This window comes from Quatrionicoccus australiensis, assembly GCF_020510425.1.
Lineage (GTDB): Bacteria > Pseudomonadota > Gammaproteobacteria > Burkholderiales > Rhodocyclaceae > Azonexus > Azonexus australiensis_A.
The window spans coordinates 2,814,437-2,834,164 of record NZ_JAHBAH010000001.1 but is presented as its reverse complement, the minus strand read 5'-3'; the positions used below and the strand labels follow the sequence as shown (position 1 = coordinate 2,834,164).

Annotated in this window: 23 protein-coding genes; 14 read left to right on the top strand and 9 right to left on the bottom strand. The window is 61.4% G+C overall.

Annotated elements, in window-relative coordinates; all coding sequences use genetic code 11:
* The first annotated feature begins 246 nt into the window (after nucleotides 1–246).
* From KIG99_RS13610 to KIG99_RS13570, 9 genes are all read left to right on the top strand, one after another.
* The gene (locus KIG99_RS13610) at nucleotides 247–1,875 is read left to right on the top strand and encodes a methyl-accepting chemotaxis protein (protein WP_226460647.1); all 1,629 of its coding nucleotides are present in this window, start codon (nucleotides 247–249) and stop codon (nucleotides 1,873–1,875) included.
* Between the two features lie 93 nt (nucleotides 1,876–1,968).
* Nucleotides 1,969–3,774 (top strand): glutamine--tRNA ligase/YqeY domain fusion protein, encoded by a 1,806-nt coding sequence (locus tag KIG99_RS13605; protein WP_226460646.1) that lies wholly within the window; start codon nucleotides 1,969–1,971, stop codon nucleotides 3,772–3,774.
* Between the two features lie 3 nt (nucleotides 3,775–3,777).
* A complete protein-coding gene (locus KIG99_RS13600; protein WP_226460645.1) occupies nucleotides 3,778–3,984 on the top strand; it encodes a hypothetical protein in 207 nt (68 codons plus the stop codon).
* Nucleotides 3,981–5,162, top strand: coding sequence for an Eco57I restriction-modification methylase domain-containing protein (locus KIG99_RS13595; RefSeq protein WP_226460644.1), 1,182 nt, complete (start codon nucleotides 3,981–3,983; stop codon nucleotides 5,160–5,162). The genes KIG99_RS13600 and KIG99_RS13595 overlap by 4 nt, the downstream gene beginning before the upstream one ends.
* Complete coding sequence (gene pyrF / locus KIG99_RS13590) at nucleotides 5,159–5,971, top strand: orotidine-5'-phosphate decarboxylase (RefSeq protein ID WP_226460643.1); 813 nt, start codon at nucleotides 5,159–5,161, stop codon at nucleotides 5,969–5,971. Before KIG99_RS13595 ends, pyrF begins: the two co-directional genes overlap by 4 nt.
* A gap of 9 nt (nucleotides 5,972–5,980) precedes the next feature.
* Nucleotides 5,981–6,856 carry a KPN_02809 family neutral zinc metallopeptidase gene (gene ypfJ / locus KIG99_RS13585; RefSeq protein WP_226460642.1) on the top strand — a complete coding sequence of 292 codons (876 nt, stop codon included), beginning with the start codon at nucleotides 5,981–5,983 and terminating at the stop codon, nucleotides 6,854–6,856.
* 6 nt (nucleotides 6,857–6,862) lie between these two features.
* Nucleotides 6,863–7,390: a protein disulfide oxidoreductase gene (locus tag KIG99_RS13580; protein ID WP_226460641.1), complete on the top strand. Its 528-nt coding sequence runs from the start codon at nucleotides 6,863–6,865 to the stop codon at nucleotides 7,388–7,390.
* Nucleotides 7,387–8,202: a M23 family metallopeptidase gene (locus tag KIG99_RS13575; protein WP_226460640.1), complete on the top strand. Its 816-nt coding sequence runs from the start codon at nucleotides 7,387–7,389 to the stop codon at nucleotides 8,200–8,202. Before KIG99_RS13580 ends, KIG99_RS13575 begins: the two co-directional genes overlap by 4 nt.
* A gap of 2 nt (nucleotides 8,203–8,204) precedes the next feature.
* On the top strand, nucleotides 8,205–8,531 hold the full coding sequence (locus KIG99_RS13570) for a hypothetical protein (RefSeq protein WP_226460639.1): 327 nt from the start codon (nucleotides 8,205–8,207) through the stop codon (nucleotides 8,529–8,531).
* A 1-nt stretch (nucleotide 8,532) separates the two neighbouring features.
* On the opposite strand, the gene erpA is transcribed toward KIG99_RS13570, so the two are convergent.
* From erpA to rplM, 5 genes are all read right to left on the bottom strand, one after another.
* A complete protein-coding gene (erpA, locus tag KIG99_RS13565; RefSeq protein ID WP_226442484.1) occupies nucleotides 8,533–8,883 on the bottom strand; it encodes an iron-sulfur cluster insertion protein ErpA in 351 nt (116 codons plus the stop codon).
* A gap of 63 nt (nucleotides 8,884–8,946) precedes the next feature.
* On the bottom strand, nucleotides 8,947–9,348 hold the full coding sequence (locus KIG99_RS13560) for a bactofilin family protein (RefSeq protein ID WP_226442483.1): 402 nt from the start codon (nucleotides 9,346–9,348) through the stop codon (nucleotides 8,947–8,949).
* 11 nt (nucleotides 9,349–9,359) lie between these two features.
* Complete coding sequence (locus tag KIG99_RS13555; protein ID WP_226460638.1) at nucleotides 9,360–10,094, bottom strand: DUF6776 family protein; 735 nt, start codon at nucleotides 10,092–10,094, stop codon at nucleotides 9,360–9,362.
* Nucleotides 10,095–10,275: 181 nt separating this feature from the next.
* Complete coding sequence (rpsI, locus tag KIG99_RS13550; RefSeq protein ID WP_226442481.1) at nucleotides 10,276–10,668, bottom strand: 30S ribosomal protein S9; 393 nt, start codon at nucleotides 10,666–10,668, stop codon at nucleotides 10,276–10,278.
* Nucleotides 10,669–10,677: 9 nt separating this feature from the next.
* Nucleotides 10,678–11,106, bottom strand: coding sequence for a 50S ribosomal protein L13 (rplM, locus tag KIG99_RS13545; protein WP_117607868.1), 429 nt, complete (start codon nucleotides 11,104–11,106; stop codon nucleotides 10,678–10,680).
* 506 nt (nucleotides 11,107–11,612) lie between these two features.
* On the opposite strand from rplM, the gene KIG99_RS13540 reads away from it, so the two are divergent.
* Nucleotides 11,613–12,041, top strand: coding sequence for an OsmC family protein (locus tag KIG99_RS13540; protein ID WP_226442480.1), 429 nt, complete (start codon nucleotides 11,613–11,615; stop codon nucleotides 12,039–12,041).
* A gap of 4 nt (nucleotides 12,042–12,045) precedes the next feature.
* Here the strand turns inward: KIG99_RS13540 and coq7 are convergent, their stop codons facing one another.
* From coq7 to KIG99_RS13525, 3 genes are read right to left on the bottom strand one after another with little or no spacing between them, the layout of a single operon-like run.
* Entirely contained in the window at nucleotides 12,046–12,669 is a 624-nt protein-coding gene (coq7, locus tag KIG99_RS13535) for a 2-polyprenyl-3-methyl-6-methoxy-1,4-benzoquinone monooxygenase (protein ID WP_226460637.1), read from the bottom strand.
* A 4-nt stretch (nucleotides 12,670–12,673) separates the two neighbouring features.
* Nucleotides 12,674–13,192, bottom strand: coding sequence for a CNP1-like family protein (locus tag KIG99_RS13530; RefSeq protein WP_226460636.1), 519 nt, complete (start codon nucleotides 13,190–13,192; stop codon nucleotides 12,674–12,676).
* Between the two features lie 5 nt (nucleotides 13,193–13,197).
* Nucleotides 13,198–13,746: an RNA pyrophosphohydrolase gene (locus KIG99_RS13525; protein ID WP_226460635.1), complete on the bottom strand. Its 549-nt coding sequence runs from the start codon at nucleotides 13,744–13,746 to the stop codon at nucleotides 13,198–13,200.
* 111 nt (nucleotides 13,747–13,857) lie between these two features.
* Here KIG99_RS13525 and KIG99_RS13520 point away from each other — a divergent pair, with 111 nt between their 5' ends.
* Both KIG99_RS13520 and KIG99_RS13515 read left to right on the top strand, forming a co-directional pair.
* Complete coding sequence (locus KIG99_RS13520; protein WP_226460634.1) at nucleotides 13,858–15,585, top strand: proline--tRNA ligase; 1,728 nt, start codon at nucleotides 13,858–13,860, stop codon at nucleotides 15,583–15,585.
* A complete protein-coding gene (locus KIG99_RS13515) occupies nucleotides 15,573–16,184 on the top strand; it encodes a lytic transglycosylase domain-containing protein (protein ID WP_226460633.1) in 612 nt (203 codons plus the stop codon). Before KIG99_RS13520 ends, KIG99_RS13515 begins: the two co-directional genes overlap by 13 nt.
* On the opposite strand, the gene ffh is transcribed toward KIG99_RS13515, so the two are convergent.
* The gene (ffh, locus tag KIG99_RS13510; protein WP_226460632.1) at nucleotides 16,185–17,543 is read right to left on the bottom strand and encodes a signal recognition particle protein; all 1,359 of its coding nucleotides are present in this window, start codon (nucleotides 17,541–17,543) and stop codon (nucleotides 16,185–16,187) included.
* Nucleotides 17,544–17,572: 29 nt separating this feature from the next.
* Here ffh and KIG99_RS13505 point away from each other — a divergent pair, with 29 nt between their 5' ends.
* Nucleotides 17,573–18,412, top strand: a complete 840-nt coding sequence (locus tag KIG99_RS13505; RefSeq protein WP_226460631.1) for a cytochrome C assembly family protein — start codon at nucleotides 17,573–17,575, stop codon at nucleotides 18,410–18,412.
* Nucleotides 18,413–18,417: 5 nt separating this feature from the next.
* Nucleotides 18,418–19,680 carry an HlyC/CorC family transporter gene (locus KIG99_RS13500; protein WP_226460630.1) on the top strand — a complete coding sequence of 421 codons (1,263 nt, stop codon included), beginning with the start codon at nucleotides 18,418–18,420 and terminating at the stop codon, nucleotides 19,678–19,680.
* The last annotated feature ends 48 nt before the right edge of the window (nucleotides 19,681–19,728 follow it).

Here is a 19,728-nt window from a genome sequence, read left to right as displayed (position 1 = left end):
AACGGCCATTCTCTTAAGTTTTTATTGCAGTTTGATTGCAGTATTGCCCGGCTGAATGCTCAAACTGGAATACAGCGCAGTCGCCATAGGCTAATACGCGCAATCCGAGAACGCAGCTACTGGCAACCTGGTATTTTCCGACGCTGGACAAGCCCCCGGGGCCAGATTACTCTGCGCCTCAGATACATAACAAATACGGCATGAGGCTCACCGGTTGGTGAGCCTCATGCCAATAATGGAGGTGACATGAAACTGTTCGACATCAACAGTCTGAAGGGGCGCTTGACCTTGTCGGTCATCGTCGCACTGATCGGACTGCTAGCGCTCGGCGCCTTCGAAATCATCCATCTGCGCGGTCAATTGCTGGAAGACCGCAAAGCCACCCTGAAAGCCACTGTCGACATCGCGATGACCGTGGTCAAGGACATCCAGACCCAGGAAAGCCGCGGCGAACTGAACCGCGAACAGGCCCAGAAGCTGGCCAAGGACGTCCTGCGCAGCATGCGCTACCTCGGCAACGAATATTTCTACGTCTACGACAGCAAGGGCATGGGCGTCATGCACCCCATCCGCCCCGAGTACGTCGGCAAATCGCACTGGGATCGCCAGGACAAAAGCGGCGCCTACATCGTCCGCTCTCTGATCCAGACGGCGCTCGACAAGAGCGAGTTCACCGAAACCCAAACCGCCAAGCCCGGCAGCGAAATCCTGATTCCGAAACTGCAGCACACTGCGCATTTCGAGCCCTGGGACTGGATCATCGGCACCGGTCTCTACATTGACGACCTCGATGCCCTGTTCTACCAGCAGGTGCGTAACGCCGCCCTGGTCATCGCACTCATTCTGCTCAGCGTCGGTGCCGTGGCCTGGTGGATCGCCCGCCAGATCCTCGCCCAGATCGGCGGCGAGCCGGCCGATGCCCTTGCCGCGATGGGCAAGGTCGCCAATGGCGACCTGACGGTTTCCCTGGGATCGCCGCCGCGCGACAGCCTGCTTGGCGAACTGGGCAATCTGGTCGGCGCGTTGCGTGCCATGATGGGCGAAATTGCGCTGGGCGCCAGCCAGGTCGCCAGTTCGGCCCGGCAAATTGCCGATACCTCGAGCGAAGTCGCACTCGCCGCCGAGGCGGAAACCGAGGCTACCCAGGCGATGGCTGCCGCCATGGAAGAACTGACCGTATCGATCACCCACGTCTCCGAGAACGCCGACGAAACCGACCGCTACGCCAGCAACGCCGCCAGCCTCGCCGTCCAGGGCGAAGCCAGCGTCAAGACCGTCGCCGACGACATCGCAACGATGTCGGGCACGGTCGCCAGCGCCGCCCAACAGGTGCGCACGCTTTCTGCCAACACCCAGGAAGTCGCCCGCATCGCCTCGGTGATCAAGGACATTGCCGGCCAGACCAACCTGCTTGCCCTCAATGCGGCGATCGAAGCGGCCCGCGCCGGCGAACAGGGCCGCGGCTTCGCGGTAGTTGCCGACGAAGTGCGCGTCCTTGCCGAACGGACCGAAAAGGCGACCGTCGAAATCTCGGGCGTCGTGGACCGAATCCAGAGCGAGACGATCAACACCGCGAAAATCATGGATGCCGCCCTGCCGGAAGCCGACAAGGCACGCGCCACCGCCTGCGAAACCACCGACCTGCTACAGCGCATCGCCGAGGGCTCGCGTTCCGCACAAGGCCTGGTCCGCGACGTCGCCGCCTCGACCCGCGAACAGAGCGAGGCGAGTACGGCACTGGCGCAGCAGGTTGAGCGCATCGCCAACCAGGTCGAACACACCGGCGAGAGCATGGGTATCACGGCCCAGGCCGCACAAGCCCTGCTCGGGACGGCACAGGCCCTGCAAACGGCCACGGCACGCTTCCGGATCTGAAAATGGCACCAGCCCCGCTGCGGCGGGGCTTTTTTTCGCGGTCAGGCGGCCTCTGCCGGTTAAAATAGCGGGATTGAAATCAGAGGTTTTCCCGTGAGCAGCCCGAATCAGCCCGCCAACACCCCGGCTCCCGCCGCCAATTTCATCAAGAACATCGTCGAGGCCGACCTCGCTGCCGGCAAACACGCGCAACGCCACTGGGCCGGTCAGCCCGGCACCGCTGCCGACCATGCCGCCGCCCCGCTCGACAGCGCCAAACTGCGCACCCGTTTCCCGCCCGAGCCGAACGGCTACCTGCACTTCGGCCACGCCAAGTCCATCCTGCTCAACTTCGGCCTCGCCGAGCAATACGGCGGCCGCTGCCACCTGCGCTTTGACGACACCAATCCGGAGAAGGAAGACCAGGAATACGTCGATTCCATCATCGATGCGGTCAAGTGGCTGGGTTGCTCGTGGGCGAAGGACGGCGAGACCAACCTCTACTACGCCTCGAATTATTTCGACTGGATGCTGCAATCGGCCGAGGCCTTGATCGCCGCTGGCCACGCCTACGTCGACAGCCAGTCGGCCGACGAAATGCGCGCCAATCGCGGCACGCTGACCCAGCCCGGCAAGAATTCGCCGTTCCGCGACCGCAGCGTCGCCGAGAACATCGATCTGTTCAAGCGCATGCAGGCCGGCGAATTCGCCGACGGTCAACACATCCTGCGTGCCAAAATCGACATGGCCTCGCCCAACATCAACCTGCGCGATCCGGCCATCTACCGCATCCGCCACGCGACGCACCACAATACCGGCGACAAGTACTGCGTCTACCCGATGTATACCTTCGCGCACCCGATCGAGGATGCGCTGGAAAACATCACGCATTCGATCTGCACGCTGGAATTCGAAGACCAGCGCCCATTCTACGACTGGCTGCTCGAACGCCTCGCCGAAGCCGGCTTGCTGCAACGGCCGCTTCCGCAGCAGATCGAGTTCTCGCGCCTCAACCTGACCTATGTCGTGCTCTCCAAGCGCAAGCTGATCCAGCTCGTTGAAGAGAAGCATGTTTCCGGCTGGGACGACCCGCGCATGCCGACCCTGGTCGGCGCCCGCCGGCGCGGCTACTCGGCCGAAGGTTTCCGCCTGTTCGCCGAGCGCATCGGCGTCTCGAAAAACGACTCGCTGATCGACTACGTGCTGTTCGAAGATGCGATGCGCGAAGTGATGAACGAGTCCGACCAGCGCCGCATCGCCGTGCTCGACCCGGTCAAGCTGATCATCGACAACTACCCGGAAGGCCAGGTCGAGGAATGCTTCGCGCCGAACCACCCGCTGCACCCGGAGCTCGGCCAGCGTTCGATTCCGTTCAGCCGCGAGCTGTGGATCGAGGGCGAGGACTTCATGGAAGTCCCGAGCAAGGGTTTCCGCCGCCTCTTCCCGGGCAACATGGCGCGCCTGCGCTACGGTTACGTCGTCGAATGCACCGGTTGCGACAAGGATGAAAACGGCAAGGTCGTGGCGGTCCACTGCAATTATTTGCCCGAAACCAAGTCCGGCACGCCGGGTGCCGACAGCGTCAAGGTCAAGGGCAACCTGCACTGGGTGTCGGCTGTCCAGTCCTACGCCGCCGAGATTCGCCTGTTCGAGCGCCTGTTCACCGTGCCCGCCCCCGGCGCCCGCCGCGAAGGCGATGCCCCGGACCTGGAACGCGACTTCCTCAGCGACCTCAATCCCGCTTCGCGCCAGACCATCACCGCCCAGCTCGAACCCAGCCTGCGCGATGCCAAGCCGGAAGAACGCTTTCAGTTCGAGCGACACGGCTACTTCGTCGCCGACCGCGTGGACTCCAGAGACGGCCAGCCGGTCTTCAACCGCGCCGTCACGCTCAAGGACTCCTGGGGCAAGGCGGGCTAAGGCATGGCCGGCGGCTGGGGGTGTCCGCACGAGGTGGCTGATCGCTGCACGAAGATCAACAACCTGCCGTGCGATCCGGGCATGAAGGGTTGCGAGCTTTACGGCCGCTTCCGCTTCGCCGACGAGAGCAAGAACACCCGCTACTGGGAAAAGAAGGCGCGGCAAGCCGACGCCTGCCCGCCCGCCACGCCGGACAACAAGACGGAATGAGCCGCGACGTCGCCCAGCTCGGCCAGGTATTCACACCGCCCAAGGTCGTGGATTTCATGCTCGACCTCTGCCGCAATCGGGGCCGCATGCTCGAGCCCTCGGCCGGCGACGGCGCTTTCTTCAAGGAATTGCAGGCGCGCCAGGCCGATTGCGTCGGCATCGAGGTCGATGCGCGCGTCGCGCCGCCCGGCGCCCGTGTCTGCGATTTCTTCGACTACCCGCAGAACGAGCTGTTCGACAGCATCGTCGGCAACCCGCCCTATGTCCGCTATCAGGACGTAGCGGTCGACACCAAGAAAAAGCTCAAATCCGAACTGTTTGACGGACGCAGCAACCTCTTCCTGTTCTTTATCGAAAAATGCATCCGCCACCTGAAGCCGGGCGGCGAACTGGTCTTCATCGTGCCGCGCGAGTTCATCAAGCTGACCGCCGCCAAGAAGCTCAACGCCTGGCTGTACGCGCAGGGCAGCATCACGCATTTCTATGAGACCGGCGACGTCCGCGTCTTCGACGAACACACCCCGAACTGCGCCATCTTCCGCTTCGAGAAGGGCCGCATGGACCGGCGCATGGACGACGGCCGCCGCTGCGTCGAGGCCGACGGCCAGCTGATGTTCCTGCGCGACGACCACAGCGTGCGCTTTGCCGACGTCTTCGCGGTCAAGGTCGGCGCCGTCTCCGGGGCCGACCAGATCTACACGCACGCCAAGGGCAACATGGAATTCGTTTATTCGAAGACCGTCGAAACCGGCGCCACCCGCCGCATGCTCTACGGCATCAAGCATCCGCATCTCGACAAGCACAAGGAAGAACTGCTCGCCCGCCGCGTCAAGGTTTTCGACGAAAGCAACTGGTGGCAGTGGGGCCGCGCCTTCCCGATCAGCGAGCACCCGCGCATCTACGTCAATGGCCGCACGCGCAAGCCCGAACCCTTCTTCCTGCACGACTGCAACAGCTTCGACGGTTCCATTCTCGCCCTGTTTCCGAAAAACCAGCGGATCAGCCGGCGCGACCTGATCGAATGCACGATGATGCTCAACAAGGAAGTGGACTGGCAGCAGCTCGGTTTCGTCTGCGACGGCCGCTTCATCTTCACCCAGCGCAGCCTGCAGAACTGCCTGCTGCCGGAAAAATTCTCCCGTTACCTCCCGTCTGCAAAGCCCAAGGACGCCCCATGACCTTCATCCAGATGCTTGCCGCCGCCTGGCAAAAGAACAACTCCCTGCTCTGCGTCGGCCTCGACCCCGATCCGGCCAAGTTCCCTATCCACCTGCACGGCCGTGACGATGCGATCTTCGCCTTCTGCGCCGACATCGTCGATGCCACCGCCGATCTGGTCTGCGCCTTCAAGCCGCAGATCGCCTACTTCGCCGCGCACCGCGCCGAAGACCAGCTCGAAGCGCTGATCGCCCACATCCACGCCAAGCACCCCGGCATCCCGGTCATTCTCGACGCCAAGCGCGGCGACATCGGTTCGACCGCCGAGCAATACGCCATTGAAGCCTTCGAGCGCTTCCAGGCCGATGCCGTGACGGTCAACCCCTACATGGGCCGCGATTCCGTTGATCCCTACCTGGCTTACCAGAAAAAGGGCGTCATCCTGCTCTGCCGCACCTCGAATGCCGGCGGCTCCGACCTGCAATTCCTCGATGTCGGCGGCGAAAAGCTCTACGAGCGCGTCGCCCGCCTGACTTCCCACACCTGGGACACGACCGGCCAGTGCGCGCTGGTCGTCGGCGCCACCTTCCCGGCCGAGATCGCCCGCGTCCGTGAAATCGTCGGCGACATGCCGCTGCTCGTGCCCGGCATCGGCGCCCAGGGCGGCGACATCGAAGCCACCGTCCGCGCCGGCCGCACCGCCAACGGCACCGGCCTGATGATCAATTCCTCGCGCGCCATTCTCTATGCCGGCAAGGACGAGAATTTCGCCGCCGCCGCCCGCCAGGTCGCGCAACAAACCCGCGACGCGATCAATCTTTACCGCTAAGGAACCGACATGCGCCTCGACGACCAACGCGAAAGCGACAATATCGAAGACCGCCGCAGCAGTGGCGGTGGCGGCGGCCTGAGCTTCGGCGGTGGCCGTCTCGGCCTTGGCAGCATCGCCATCGCGCTGGTCGCCAGCTACTTCCTCGGCATCAATCCGATGACCGTGCTCAACATGCTCAGTGGCGGCGGCATGCCAGCCATCGAACAAAGCGCCCCGGCCGCCCACCGGCCACCGGCCGACGACCAGATGGCACGCTTCGTCTCCAAGGTGCTCGCCTCGACCGAAGACACCTGGACCGATGTTTTCCGCGCCAACGGCCGCCAGTACGAACAACCGAAGCTGGTCCTCTTCTCGGGCGCCACACCGACCGCCTGCGGTACCGGCCAGACCGCGATGGGGCCGTTCTACTGCCCGGGCGACCACAAGGTCTATATCGATCTCGCTTTCTACCAGGAACTGAAAACCCGCTTCCACGCGCCGGGCGAATTCGCCCAGGCCTATGTCGTCGCGCACGAAGTCGGGCATCACGTACAGAACCTGCTCGGCATTGCCGACAAGGTGCACAACGCCCAGCAGCGTGCCGGCAAGGTCGAGGCCAACGCCCTGTCGGTACGCATGGAACTGCAGGCCGACTGCCTGGCCGGCGTCTGGGGCAAGCGCACCGATACCATGAAGAACGTCCTCGAACCGGGCGATCTCGAAGCCGCCCTGACCGCCGCCTCGGCGATCGGCGACGACCGTCTGCAACAGCAGGCACAAGGTCGCATCGTGCCGGAAAGCTTCACGCACGGCAGCTCGGAGCAGCGCGTACGCTGGTTCCGGCGCGGCTTCGAAAGCGGCGACATGAACCAGTGCAACACCTTCAAGGCCAACCCGCTCTAGGCCCGCTTGAGCGACAAAAAGCCCCCGCCGCGCTGGCGCAACTGGCTGCTCGAAGGCCTGCTCTTCGCCGCGATTTTCATCGGCATCCAGCTCTGGCAGGCGCGCGATACGCCGCACGGCGCCGCGCCGGCATTCAGCGGTCAACGCCTCGACGGCAGCCTTTTTCAACTCGCCGACTGGCACCGCGAACATCCCGGCGAGGCCGCCCTGATCTACTTCTGGGCCGACTGGTGCCCGGTGTGCCGGACCACCGCCGGCAACGTCAGCGCCATCGCCAATCAATGGCCGCTGCTCAGCATTGCCAGCCAGTCCGGCGACGCGGCACAGATCGGCAAAGTGATGGCCGAACGCGGCTACACCTGGCCGACCTTGCCCGACCCAACGGGCGCCCTGATGCGGCAGTACGGCCTGCCCGGCGTACCTGCTTTCATCGTGCTCGACCCGGCCGGCAATATCCGTTTCATCACCCTCGGCTACACCAGCGAACTCGGCCTGCGCCTGCGCTTGTGGTGGGCCGGGCTGGAGAACTCATGAATTCCTGCCGGATGCTCTTCCTTGCCCTGGTCTGCTGCAGCACGGCCGCACTCGCCCTGCCCGGACACTCGCCGGTGCCAGGCGGCGTCGCGGTCATCGATCTCGGCCCGGCCAGCTCACCAGCACCGACGGCACGCTGGGGCGAGCAGCCACTCGCCGTCGTTCGCGACAACAATCGCTGGTTCGCACTGTTCGGCATTCCGCTCGACACGCTGCCAGGCGAACTGGAAATCGTCGTTTTGCGGGCGTCGACCGCTACGAAACTCAGCGTCCCGATCCAGCTCAAGAATTACCCGGAACAGCGTCTGACCATCCGCGACCAGCGCAAGGTTGAGCCGAATGCCGCCGATCTCGTCCGCATCGAACGCGAACAGGCGACGACCGAGGCCATCAAGCGCAGTTTTTCGCCGGCCATGCCGCTCAGCGACTTCGCCCAGCCGGCCAGCGGCCGCCTCTCGTCACGCTTCGGCCTGCGCCGCATTTTCAACGGCCTGCCGCGCAACCCGCATGCCGGACTCGATGTTGCGGCCGGCAGCGGCGCGCCGGTGACGGCACCGAACGACGGCATCGTCGCCAATACCGGAAATTATTTCTTCAATGGCAATACGGTTTTCCTCGACCACGGCCAGGGCCTGATCACGGCCTACATGCACCTGTCGCGCATCGATGTGCGTAGCGGTCAACCGGTCAAAAAGGGCGAAATCCTCGGCGCAGTCGGTGCCACCGGCCGCGCCACCGGCCCGCACCTGCACTGGGCGGTGATTCTCAACAACACACCGGTCGATCCGGAACTGTTTCTCGGCAAACCCTAGACATGCCGCAGGAAATCATCCGCCTGCACCACGCCGCGCCGGCCAAGCCGGCCGAAGGCGAGCCGTGCAACGGTTGCGGCGTCTGCTGCGCGCTGGAAACCTGTCCGGCGGCGCGCCTGCGCTTCCGGAAAAAGAAAGGCCCCTGCCCGGCACTCAGCTGGTCTACAGGGGCCAATCGCTACCATTGCGGTCTGCTGACCGCGCCGGGAAATTATCTGGGCTGGCTGCCGCGGGCAGCCGAACCTCTGGCCAGTCGCCTGCTCGCCCGCTGGATCGCCGCGGGCAAGGGCTGCGACTGCTCTGCCGAGCCGCTCGGCCCGGCCGCCTGAATCAGGCGGAGAAGGACGAACCGCAACCGCAGGTCGAGGTGGCGTTCGGATTGCGGATCACGAACTGCGAGCCTTCCAGGCCTTCCGAGTAATCGATCTCGGCACCAACCAGATACTGGTAGCTCATCGGATCGATCAGCAGGGTCACGCCGTTCTTTTCCATCGTGGTGTCGTCTTCGGCGACTTCTTCATCGAAGGTGAAACCGTACTGGAAGCCGGAACAGCCGCCGCCGGTGACGAAAACGCGGAGTTTCAGGCCCGGATTGCCTTCTTCTTCGATCAGTTCCTTGACCTTGTTGGCGGCACTGTCGGTGAAGAGGATGGGGGAAACGACATCGGTTGCTGCATTCATGGGGAAACTCCTGAAAAATTTTCTGCGAGATTATGAGAGCCAGTGCAATCCCGGTCAATCAACTTAGTTCGAAGCGGCGAGCTTTAGTTCCACCGATTTCGCGCCACGATGAACCAGACGCCCTTCGATCACGGCGCCCTGGTGCATTTCGATGAGCGCGTAATCGACGTCACCGACAATACGGGCACGCGATTGCATTTCCAGCGACTCGCTGACCGTCACCGGACCAACCACGGTACCGTTGCTGACCAGATGCGCCACCGTCACTGAACCTTCGACCCGCGCCTGCTCGCTGAGCACTAGGGTAGAGGAAGTCGCGCCCTCGGCGGCCTCGACACTGCCTTTGACCTCGCCATCGATGCGCAGTCCGCCGCTGAAGCGGATATTGCCTTCGACCACGGTTCCGGCCCCGATCAGGCTGTCGATACGACCTTGCGGCTTGCTGTCAGTCTTTTTACCGAACATGAAATCAACTCCTAAAGTTGCGCCATGCGCTTGGCTTTAAGTGTATCACCGAGCAGGATACGCGCCTCGATGGAGCGCAATTGCGCCTCGGACGGCAACTCAATGACCCCCTCACGGCGCAGGAAGTGCTTCATTTCAATATGAAAATCGGCTGCCTCGCCTCGCCCCTCAGGCAAAAGCAACTGCTGCTCCTTGCCGGCCAGCGCAAAAACCACCGCCAATTGCAGTCGACCGCGAAAATCCGGTGCCTGCTTGCTCGGCTGAAAGGCCAGCAACAGGCGATAGCGATAACGCCCCTTGCCCTCCGGCGTCAGACGAAAATTTTCGATACGCAGCGCGGCTTCTTCGCCCACCACCGGAATCAAGCGCTCGAACAACAGGATGTCTTCCTTGAGCGAAGCATTCTCCTGCTCCAGACCGCGAATCCTGGCGAGCAGTTGCTGCTGCGCCGCACGCTCCATATGCACGGCATTTTTCTCCGTACCGGCAGTCGACCGCAACAGGTTCAGTTCTTCATGCTGCTCCTGAATGATCAAACGCTGGTTGTCCAACTCGCGCCCCAGAGCACCACTTTCATTGTGCTGCATGACCATCCAGAGCGAGGCAATCACAAGCAGCAACAGCAGCCCACCGGCGGCCGCCAGCCAGGACCAGGGCAAATGGCTGCGCACCACGACACGTGGCGCCGCAATCCCGAAACGACGCCGGAATCTACGCAACTTCAGGGTGACTGCAGGTGTCGGCATCAGACCTTTGCTTGATTCGGAGAAGAAACTGGTTCGCGGCTCGCACGAACACAGAGGAAATAACCCGCCGCAGCAAAAAACCGCAGACAGGATACGCTCGCCAAGCGTGGCAGCATGATACTCCGCAGACCAATAACAAAAAAGCCGCCAAGAAGGCGGCTTTTTCGCAGCGACAAGCGAATTAACGCTTGGAGAACTGCTTGCGGCGACGTGCCTTGTGGAAACCGACCTTCTTACGTTCGACTTCACGGGCATCGCGCGTCACGAAACCGGCCTTGGACAGAGCAGGCTTCAGAGCGGCATCGAATTCGATCAGGGCGCGGGTGATACCGTGACGAACAGCACCGGCCTGGCCGGATTCGCCACCACCGATCACGTTAACCTTGATATCGAAACCGTTCAGCTGTTCAACCAGAGCCAGCGGCTGACGCACGATCATGCGGCCGGTTTCACGGGAGAAGAACTGGTCGACCGGCTTGCCGTTTACAACGATGGCGCCAGAGCCACGCTTCATGAAAACACGGGCAACGGCGCTCTTGCGACGACCGGTACCGTAGAAATAACTTTCAGCCATGATGATCCCTTAGATTTCCAGAGCCTTGGGCTGCTGGGCAGTGTGAGGATGCTGCTCGCCAGCGTAGCACTTCAGCTTCTTGAGCATTGCGTAGCCCAGCGGGCCCTTCGGCAGCATGCCCTTGACGGCGGTTTCGAGGGCGCGGCCCGGGAAACGCTGCTGCATCTTCTTGAAGTTGGTTTCGTAGATACCGCCCGGATAACCGGAGTGGCGGTAGTACTTCTTATCTTCGGCCTTGTTACCGGTAACGGTGAGCTTTTCAACGTTGGTAACGACGATGAAGTCGCCGGTATCAACGTGCGGCGTGTAGATAGCCTTGTGCTTGCCACGAAGGCGGCGAGCAATTTCGGTAGCGAGGCGGCCGAGCACCTTGTCTGTGGCGTCTACCACAAACCACTCGCGCTTCACCTCATGTGGCTTGGCGGAAAACGTTTTCATATAAGTGTGCCGTCCTGAAAAATTTGGGCGCAGATTGGAGAAAGGCGCGGATTCTAGCCGAACTCCCGCCGAGGTGTCAATGCCATTACAACAAAACACCCGATAAAAAATACCAAAAAAAACGCGGCTCGCTGAGCCGCGTTAAATCCACACCAAAGGAGGAGGGTGGAGGAGACAAATCTGAACCGGGGAAGATTCACAACTATCAACTACGGTTCGTACGCTTTGCATTCTGCCCCAAAGCAAAACTCACGGCAAGCCATTTTTGTGCGCCGCACAACCAGAAAATTTATCGGCGCATAAACTATTTTTATCAAACACAATGATTATGTTTTTAAAACAAAAATATAAATATTTAGAAACATATATCCTATTGTTTAACCAAAAAAATCTAGCCCCTCCCCCCGCAAGAAATGAGCACAAATGCTGCATTGCAACATCACACCCGCCAACGCAGCAAGCTGGCGATATCCGTTAGAATCGTCGATCTTCAAAGGAGACCCCCGATGGAATGCACAGTACGATGGATGGGCAACGACGCAGGCATGTCGTTTGTTGCTGAATCAGGCAGCGGCCACGCTGTCGTTATGGATGGCGCCCCGGAAGCCGGCGGCCGCAACCTCGGCTTTCGCCCGATGGAAATGGTTCTGGCCGGAACAGGCGGCTGCAGCGCATTCGACGTGGTGCTGATCCTGAAAAAAGGCCGGCACGCCGTCAGTGGCTGCGACGTCAGCCTGAAAGCGGAACGGGCCGAAACAGACCCCAAGATTTTCACCAGCGTTCATTTCCACTATCGGGTCAAAGGCCGGAATCTCAAACCCGAAGCCGTGGCGCGCGCCATTGAACTGTCAAAAGACAAATACTGCTCGGCCTCGATCATGATCGGCAAGACGGCAGAAATCACTCACGACTTCGAAATCATCGAAGAAGCCTGAGCAATCAGAGGCGGTAGGCAACCCCGGTCATCACCTTGCCCATCGCCTTCATTGCCTGCTTGACGAACAGCGGCAGTTCCGCTGCACCATGACGAATTGCAGTTTCTGCATGCTCGATTTCATCAAGACGCATTTGATCGACGATTGCCCGCGAGCGTAGATCCCCCTCCGGCAAACTACGCAAATGGCTGTCCAGATGCGCCTCCACCTGGCGCTCCGTTTCAGCCAGGAAGCCGAGATTCCAGCGATCACCCAGCACCCCGGCAAACACGCCGAGCGACAGGGAGCCTGCATACCAAAGCGGATTCAGCAAGCTTTTCCGCCCACCCAATGCAGCGATCCGCTGCTCGGTCCAGGCAAGATGCTCGGTTTCTTCCTGGGCTGCACTGCGCAAGGCTTCACGCACTTCCGGATCACGGGAAGTCAGGGCCTGCCCCTGATAAAGCGCCTGCGCGCAAACTTCACCGCAATGATTGACCCGCATCAGGCCAACAACATGGCGTCGCTCCTGCGCACCCAGCTCCTGCTCAGGCAAGTCCCGCCCGGGTAGCGGACGAACGCTGCGCGCCGAAGCACACACCGTGCGCAGAGCCAGATCAAACTCGAGAATCAGACGATCAATCGACATACTTTCAGCGCGCCCATGTATCCGCGTAGCCACCCTGCTTCAAGGCGCGCCTTACCGCCTCAACATCGCTCAGAATGCCCCCGGTCGGACAGAAATATTCGAGGAAGAGCGCCGCATGATGACGATTCACACTTGCCGGTTGCAGGCGCGCCCACTGGTTATTACGTGACTTCACCCAGGAACCGTCAGCTCGCCCGGAAGCATAAATCCGACGCTCGCGCGTCTGGCAACGCATGCCCTCAAAAGTCACATTGCGACCACCTTCCGGCGCGACAACAAGCAGCGTGTAGCGCACAACCCCATCATCGCCGACACTCAGCGAGGCCATATCGATGAAAAACTTGTTGTCTGTCGTCGCACTGACATGGAACGGCTGCAGATTTTCGGCCAACGGCGGCGCGGGGAACTGAACTTCGAGCTCCTGCCAAGGCTTGTTTTCATCCTCGTCATCCACTTCTGCCGCTGCAAAAACATTTGCCGCAAGACAAACAGACAAGCCAAGCAACAATATCTTGCGCAACATCAGCATCACTCCCTATCGCCCATCACCGGCGCATCCCCGGACAACATGCCTGCATCGCCGCGCCGCGGACGGGCACGCCGGTCCAGATCGAGAAAACGCACAAGTTCATTGAGTGCCTGCTCATAAACACTGCGCTTGAACTCGATCACCGAGTCGAGTGGCACCCAGTAGTCGTTCCAGCGCCAGGCATCGAATTCCGGCTTGTTGGTCGCCCGCAGGCAGACGTCGTTATCCCGCCCTACCAGGCGCAGCAGAAACCAGATCTGCTTCTGCCCCTTGTAAGAACCGCGCCATTCGCGCTTTATCCAGTGTGTCGGCACCTCATAACGCAACCAGCCCTTGGTCCGCCCGAGGATGCGCACGTGCTCGGGCAACAGCCCGACTTCTTCATACAGCTCCCGGTACATCGCCTGCTCCGGCGTTTCGCCGCGCTTGATGCCACCTTGTGGAAACTGCCACGAATGTTCACGTATGCGCTTACCCCAGAAAACCTCGTTCTTCGCGTTACAAAGGATGATGCCGACGTTCGGGCGATAGCCTTCACGGTCAAGCATAAGAATCCTGCAAAATTAATAGTTACCTCGATTCTTTCACAAAGCCCCCCCGCATGCAAAGGACGTGCAAGGTGTAAAATGCCCTTTTGGCAACGAATTCAAGAGCATCCCATGCGCACTACGCAGTTCTTTTTCACCACTCTCAAGGAAGCCCCCGCCGACGCTGAAGTCATCAGCCAGAAACTGATGCTGCGCGCCGGCTTCATCAAGCGCTCCGCCGCCGGCATTTACACCTGGATGCCGCTCGGCCTGCGCGTGTTGCGCAAGGTCGAGAACATCGTCCGCGACGAGATGAACAAGGCCGGCGCGCTTGAGTTGCTGATGCCGGCCGTACAACCTTTTGAGCTATGGCAAGAATCCGGTCGTGGCGAACAATACGGCCCGGAATTGCTGCGCTTCAAGGATCGCCACCAGCGCGATTTCGTGATCGGCCCGACGCACGAGGAAGTGATCACCGATGTCGTCCGTCGCGACGTCAAGAGCTACCGCCAGCTGCCGCTGCACCTGTACCAGATCCAGACCAAGTTCCGCGACGAGATCCGCCCGCGCTTCGGCGTCATGCGCGGTCGCGAATTCCTGATGAAGGACGGCTATTCCTTCCATTCGTCCTTCGAGGATCTGAAGCGCGAATACGCCAAGATGTACGCCACCTACAGCCAGATTTTCACCCGCCTCGGCCTGAAGTTCCGCGCCGTGGCGGCCGACACCGGCTCGATCGGCGGCACCGGCTCGCATGAATTCCACGTTCTGGCCGACTCCGGCGAGGACGACATCGCCTTCTGCCCGACTTCCGATTTCGCCGCCAATGTTGAACTGGCCGAAGCGCTTGCCCCGACAACGCCGCGCGCGGCCGCCGGCAAGGCAATGGAGAAGACCCACACCCCGGGCAAGATGGCCTGCGCCGATGTCGCCAAGTTCCTGGCGGTCGACCTGACAGAAATCGTCAAATCCATTGCCGTCGTCAGCGAGGAAGAAGGCAACGAGACTTTCGCCCTGCTCCTGCTGCGCGCCGACCATGAACTCAACGAAATCAAGGCGAGCAAGATCGCTGCGCTGGGCGCTTTCCGCTTCGCCACTGAAGAAGAGGTCATCGCCCGCCTCGGCTGCAAACCCGGTTTTATCGGCCCGGTAGCGGTCGACCGTGAAAAAGTGGCCGTTTTCGCCGACCGTGCCGTCGCCGTCATGAGCGATTTCATCTGCGGTGCCAACGAAGCCGGCTATCACATGAGCGGTGTCAATTTCGGCCGCGACCTACCGGAACCGGAAGTTTTCGACATCCGCAACGTCGTCGCCGGCGACCCGTCGCCGGATGGCAAGGGCACCCTGGAAATTTGCCGTGGCATCGAAGTCGGCCACATCTTCCAGCTCCGCACCAAATACGCCGAAGCCCTCAACTGCGCCTTCCTCGACGAAACCGGCAAGAGCCAGGTCATGGAAATGGGCTGCTACGGCATCGGCGTTTCGCGCATCGTCGGCTCTGCCATCGAACAGGGCAATGACGACAAGGGCATCATCCTGCCGACCAGCATCGCGCCGTTCGAGGTCTGCATCGTGCCGATGGGCTACCACAAGAGCGAGGCCGTCAAGGCCGCCGCCGACCAGCTCTATGGCGAGCTCAAGGATCTCGGCATCGACGTTCTGCTCGACGACCGCAACGAACGCCCCGGGTCGATGTTCGCCGACATGGAACTGATCGGCATCCCGCACCGCGTCGTCATCGGCGAGCGCGGCCTCAAGGATGGCCAGGTCGAGTACAAGGGCCGCCGCGACGCCGAAGCAACGCTGCTGCCGCAGGCCGACATCGTCGGGATCATCAAGGGAAAGCTGTGCGCCGGCTGATTGCCGCGCTATTGCTGAGTGGCGCGTCGGCAGCCTTTGCCGGCGCGCAAAAATACGAGCCGCTTGCAGCCAGCGTGCAGGGCGCCCTGCACAAGGCTGTATCGGACTCGCGACCGACGGTCAGTTCGTTCAAGAATCCGCTGGAAGCTGCCGACTGGCTGGGCGAAATGTCGCGCCGGCTAAGCAAGCGCATTCCCGATCGCGAATACCGCTTGGATCTGCTGCGCAGCGTGCATTACGAAGCGACCCGGGCCGGTCTCGACCCGCAGTTGGTACTCGGCCTGATGCAGGTCGAGTCGGGCTTTCGCAAATACGCAGTGTCGTCGGTCGGGGCGCGCGGTTACATGCAGGTCATGCCATTTTGGGTCAAATTGATCGGTCGACCGGATGACAACCTGTTCGACCTGCGCACCAGCCTGCGTTACGGCTGCACCATCCTGCGTCACTACCTGGATATCGAGAAGGGCGACCTGTATCGCGCCCTCGGCCGCTACAACGGCAGCCTGGGCAAGCCGGAATACCCGAACATGGTGCGTGCCGCCTGGCAAAACAACTGGGGCTACGAAGCCGCCCCCAGGCTGGCGCAAACCGGCCGCTGATCAGCGGCCCATACCGGGCAGCATCCCCTTCATGCCGCGCATCAGCTTGCCGATGCCGCCCTTGGTCATCATTTTCATCATCTTCTGCGACTGCTCGAACTGATTGAGCAGACGGTTAACGTCCTGCACCTGAACCCCGGCCCCTATCGCAATACGGCGCTTGCGGCTGGCCTTGATCAGTTCCGGCTTCGAACGCTCAAGCGGCGTCATCGAATTGATGATGCCTTCGACGCGCCCGATCATCTTGTTCTCGGCACCGGCCGGCAACTGCCCGGCCGCCTGGGCGATCTGCGCCGGCATCTTGTCCATCAGCGCCGACAAACCGCCCATGCTGCGCATCTGGCCGATCTGTTCCTTGAAGTCGTTGAGATCGAAGCCCTTGCCGGACTTGAGCTTCTTGGCAAAGGCGACGGCCTTTTCTTCATCCAGCCCCTTGCGCGCATCCTCGATCAGCGACAGCACGTCGCCCATGCCGAGAATCCGTGACGCCATGCGCTCCGGATGGAAAGCTTCGAGCCCCGAGAGTTTTTCGCCGACGCCGGAAAACTTGATTGGCTTGCCGGTGATATGGCGCACGGAAAGCGCCGCACCGCCGCGCGCATCGCCGTCGAGCTTGGTCAGCACGACGCCGGTCAGCGGCAGGGCTTCATTGAAGGCCTTGGCGGTATTGACCGCATCCTGACCGAGCATCGAATCGACCACGAACAGGGTTTCGATCGGATTGATCGCCGCATGCAGGCGCTTGATTTCGGCCATCATTTCTTCGTCGACCGCCAGACGGCCGGCCGTATCGACGAGCAACACGTCGTGGTAATGCCGCTTCGCCCAATCAACGGCGGCGAGCGCAATCGCCTCCGGTTTTTCGCCGATGGTCGACGGGAAGAAATCGACCCCCGCCTGCCCGGCCACCGATTTCAACTGCTCGATAGCCGCCGGACGATAGACGTCGCAGGAGACAACCAGCACTTTCTTCTTGTGATTTTCCTTGAGGAACTTGCCGAGCTTGCCGACCGTCGTCGTCTTGCCCGCCCCCTGCAAACCGGCCATCAGGACGATCGCCGGCGGCTGCGTATTGAAGTTGATACCCTCGTGCGCATCGCCCATCAAACGGGTCAATTCGGCATGCACGACCCCAACCAGCGCCTGACCGGGACTCAGCGAACCGATGACTTCCTCGCCCACCGCCTTTTCCTTGACGGCAGCAATGAAGTCCTTGATCACCGGCAAGGCGACGTCGGCCTCGAGCAGCGCCATGCGGACTTCGCGCAGGGCATCGGCAATATTGGTTTCGGTCAGGCGAGCTTCGCCCTTGAGCGTCTTCATGACGCGGGCAAGGCGATTGGTCAGGTTATCGAGCATGGGTGATTGGCTTCTAGTAGAATCTGCGGATGGCCGACATTGTAATTCAGCTTCTGCCCCACATTCTCGCTGCCCTGCTATATGCCGGGCTCGCTTTCCATTTCTGGAACACCCGCTGGCGCGAAGGCGAGCACCAGTCCGTGGCGAGCCCCATGCAAACCTGGGAGCGCGCGGCCATTGCTGCCGCCCTGCTGATCCAGGCAATCGGGCTTTACCAGGGACTGTTCGGCGAAGCCGGCATGCATTTCTCGTTCGGTTTCGCGCTGTCGCTGATGATGTGGCTGGCCGTCCTCATCTACTGGCTGGAAAGTTTCATGGCCCGAATGGAGGGCATGCAGCCCATGGTCCTGCCACTGGCCGCCGCCTGCTCCTTCCTGCCGGTCGTTTTCCCGAATGTGCATCTGGTTGCCAACGCCTCGGCGACCGGCTTCAAACTGCACTTCCTCGCCGCCATGCTGGCCTACAGCCTGCTGACCCTCTCGGCCCTGCACGCCATCTTCATGGGGTTTACCGAAAACGCGCTGCACAAGCGCACACTGAAGCGCAGCCTGGCCAGCCTGCCGCCGCTGATGGCGATGGAAACCCTGCTTTTCCGCATGCTGACGCTGGGCTTCATCCTGCTTACCCTGACCGTGGGCAGCGGCCTGTTCTTTTCGGAAGCCCTGTTCGGCAAGCCGCTGAGCATCGACCACAAGACCTTGTTCGCCTTCGCCTCCTGGGGCATCTTCGCCACATTGCTGTTCGGGCGCCACGCCTGGGGCTGGCGCGGCAAACGCGCCCTGCGCTGGACCTTGACCGGCTTCGCGCTGCTCATTCTCGCCTACGTGGGCAGCCGCTTCGTTGCTGAAGTGATACTCGGCAGGATCTGAAGCCAATGGATGAGTTGCCGCTGCCGGCCATGTTCGGCGCACTGTTCGTGCTGCTGATCCTGTCCGGCATTTTCTCCGGTTCCGAAACCGCCATGATGGCGGCCAATCGTTTCCGTCTGCGCCACGCCGCCCAGAACGGACACCGGGGAGCCAAACTGGCGCTCGCCCTGCTCAGCCAGACCGACAAACTGCTTGGCCTGATCCTGCTCGGCAACACCCTGTTCAATGCTGCGGCCGCCACGCTCACCGGCTACATCGCCCTGGCGCTGTTCGGCGAATCGAAATGGGCGCTGGAAATTGGCACATTAAGCATCACCTTCGCCCTGCTCGTCGTCGCCGAAATATCACCCAAGGTGATTTGCGCCACCCACGCCGATCGACTCGCCCCGCTGCTGAGCTACGTCCTCACTCCCCTGCTGCGACTGGCCTACCCGATTATCTGGTTCGTCAATCTGTTCGTCACGGCACTGCTGAAAACAATTCGCCTCTCGCCCGGCAGCATGCACGGCGAAAGCAAGCTCTCGCAGGAAGAATTGCGTAGTCTGGTGTTGGAATCATCACACCTGATGCCGAAAAAGCACCAAACCATTCTCTCCAGCCTGTTTGAACTGACCAACATCACCGTCGAAGATGTGATGACCCCACGTGGCCAGATCGAGATTCTCGACCTCGACCTGGACTGGACGGAAGTCCGCACCCAACTGGCCACCAGTCACCACAGCCGCCTGCCGGTTTGCCGCGAGTCGCTCGACCAGTTGATCGGCATCCTGCCGGTCAGGCGCCTGCTCGCCAGTCTCGGCGATCCCGAATTCGACGAAGCGGCGCTTCTGCAGCAGCTACAACCGTCGTACTACATCCCGGCCGGCACACCGGTCTTTTCGCAACTGGCCTTCTTCCAGGAAAACCGCCAGAGAATCGGCTTTGTCGTCGACGAATACGGTGAAATCCTTGGTCTTTTGACCCTGGAAGACATCATTGAGGAATTTGTCGGCGATTTCACCACCTCGCTGCCCGGCCTGGGGAACTCGCTCAACTGGACACCGGAAGGCCAGGTCATTGTCGAAGGTTCCCGCCCCCTGCGGGAAATCAATCGCATGCTCGGCCTGAATTTCCCTCTGGATGGCCCAAAAACGCTGAACGGACTGATCCTGGAGCATTTTCAGGACATTCCCGAGTCGGATGTCAGCATCAAACTGGCCGGCATCCCGGTCGAGATTTTGCAAACCAAGGACCGCAGCGTCGTCACCGTCAGGATCTATCGCCCCTGAACAAGCAGCGCCCCGGGCGAACAACCTTTACAAACATGCGCCTACGTA

Coding starts and splice junctions, on each gene's coding strand:
- KIG99_RS13610 (WP_226460647.1), top strand. CDS start 247: ATGAAACTGTTCGACATCAACAGTCTGAAGGGGCGCTTGACCTTGTCG.
- KIG99_RS13600 (WP_226460645.1), top strand. CDS start 3,778: ATGGCCGGCGGCTGGGGGTGTCCGCACGAGGTGGCTGATCGCTGCACG.
- KIG99_RS13595 (WP_226460644.1), top strand. CDS start 3,981: ATGAGCCGCGACGTCGCCCAGCTCGGCCAGGTATTCACACCGCCCAAG.
- pyrF (WP_226460643.1), top strand. CDS start 5,159: ATGACCTTCATCCAGATGCTTGCCGCCGCCTGGCAAAAGAACAACTCC.
- ypfJ (WP_226460642.1), top strand. CDS start 5,981: ATGCGCCTCGACGACCAACGCGAAAGCGACAATATCGAAGACCGCCGC.
- KIG99_RS13575 (WP_226460640.1), top strand. CDS start 7,387: ATGAATTCCTGCCGGATGCTCTTCCTTGCCCTGGTCTGCTGCAGCACG.
- KIG99_RS13570 (WP_226460639.1), top strand. CDS start 8,205: ATGCCGCAGGAAATCATCCGCCTGCACCACGCCGCGCCGGCCAAGCCG.
- erpA (WP_226442484.1), bottom strand. CDS start 8,883: ATGAATGCAGCAACCGATGTCGTTTCCCCCATCCTCTTCACCGACAGT.
- KIG99_RS13560 (WP_226442483.1), bottom strand. CDS start 9,348: ATGTTCGGTAAAAAGACTGACAGCAAGCCGCAAGGTCGTATCGACAGC.
- KIG99_RS13555 (WP_226460638.1), bottom strand. CDS start 10,094: ATGCCGACACCTGCAGTCACCCTGAAGTTGCGTAGATTCCGGCGTCGT.
- rpsI (WP_226442481.1), bottom strand. CDS start 10,668: ATGGCTGAAAGTTATTTCTACGGTACCGGTCGTCGCAAGAGCGCCGTT.
- rplM (WP_117607868.1), bottom strand. CDS start 11,106: ATGAAAACGTTTTCCGCCAAGCCACATGAGGTGAAGCGCGAGTGGTTT.
- KIG99_RS13540 (WP_226442480.1), top strand. CDS start 11,613: ATGGAATGCACAGTACGATGGATGGGCAACGACGCAGGCATGTCGTTT.
- coq7 (WP_226460637.1), bottom strand. CDS start 12,669: ATGTCGATTGATCGTCTGATTCTCGAGTTTGATCTGGCTCTGCGCACG.
- KIG99_RS13530 (WP_226460636.1), bottom strand. CDS start 13,192: ATGTTGCGCAAGATATTGTTGCTTGGCTTGTCTGTTTGTCTTGCGGCA.
- KIG99_RS13525 (WP_226460635.1), bottom strand. CDS start 13,746: ATGCTTGACCGTGAAGGCTATCGCCCGAACGTCGGCATCATCCTTTGT.
- KIG99_RS13520 (WP_226460634.1), top strand. CDS start 13,858: ATGCGCACTACGCAGTTCTTTTTCACCACTCTCAAGGAAGCCCCCGCC.
- ffh (WP_226460632.1), bottom strand. CDS start 17,543: ATGCTCGATAACCTGACCAATCGCCTTGCCCGCGTCATGAAGACGCTC.
- KIG99_RS13505 (WP_226460631.1), top strand. CDS start 17,573: ATGGCCGACATTGTAATTCAGCTTCTGCCCCACATTCTCGCTGCCCTG.
- KIG99_RS13500 (WP_226460630.1), top strand. CDS start 18,418: ATGGATGAGTTGCCGCTGCCGGCCATGTTCGGCGCACTGTTCGTGCTG.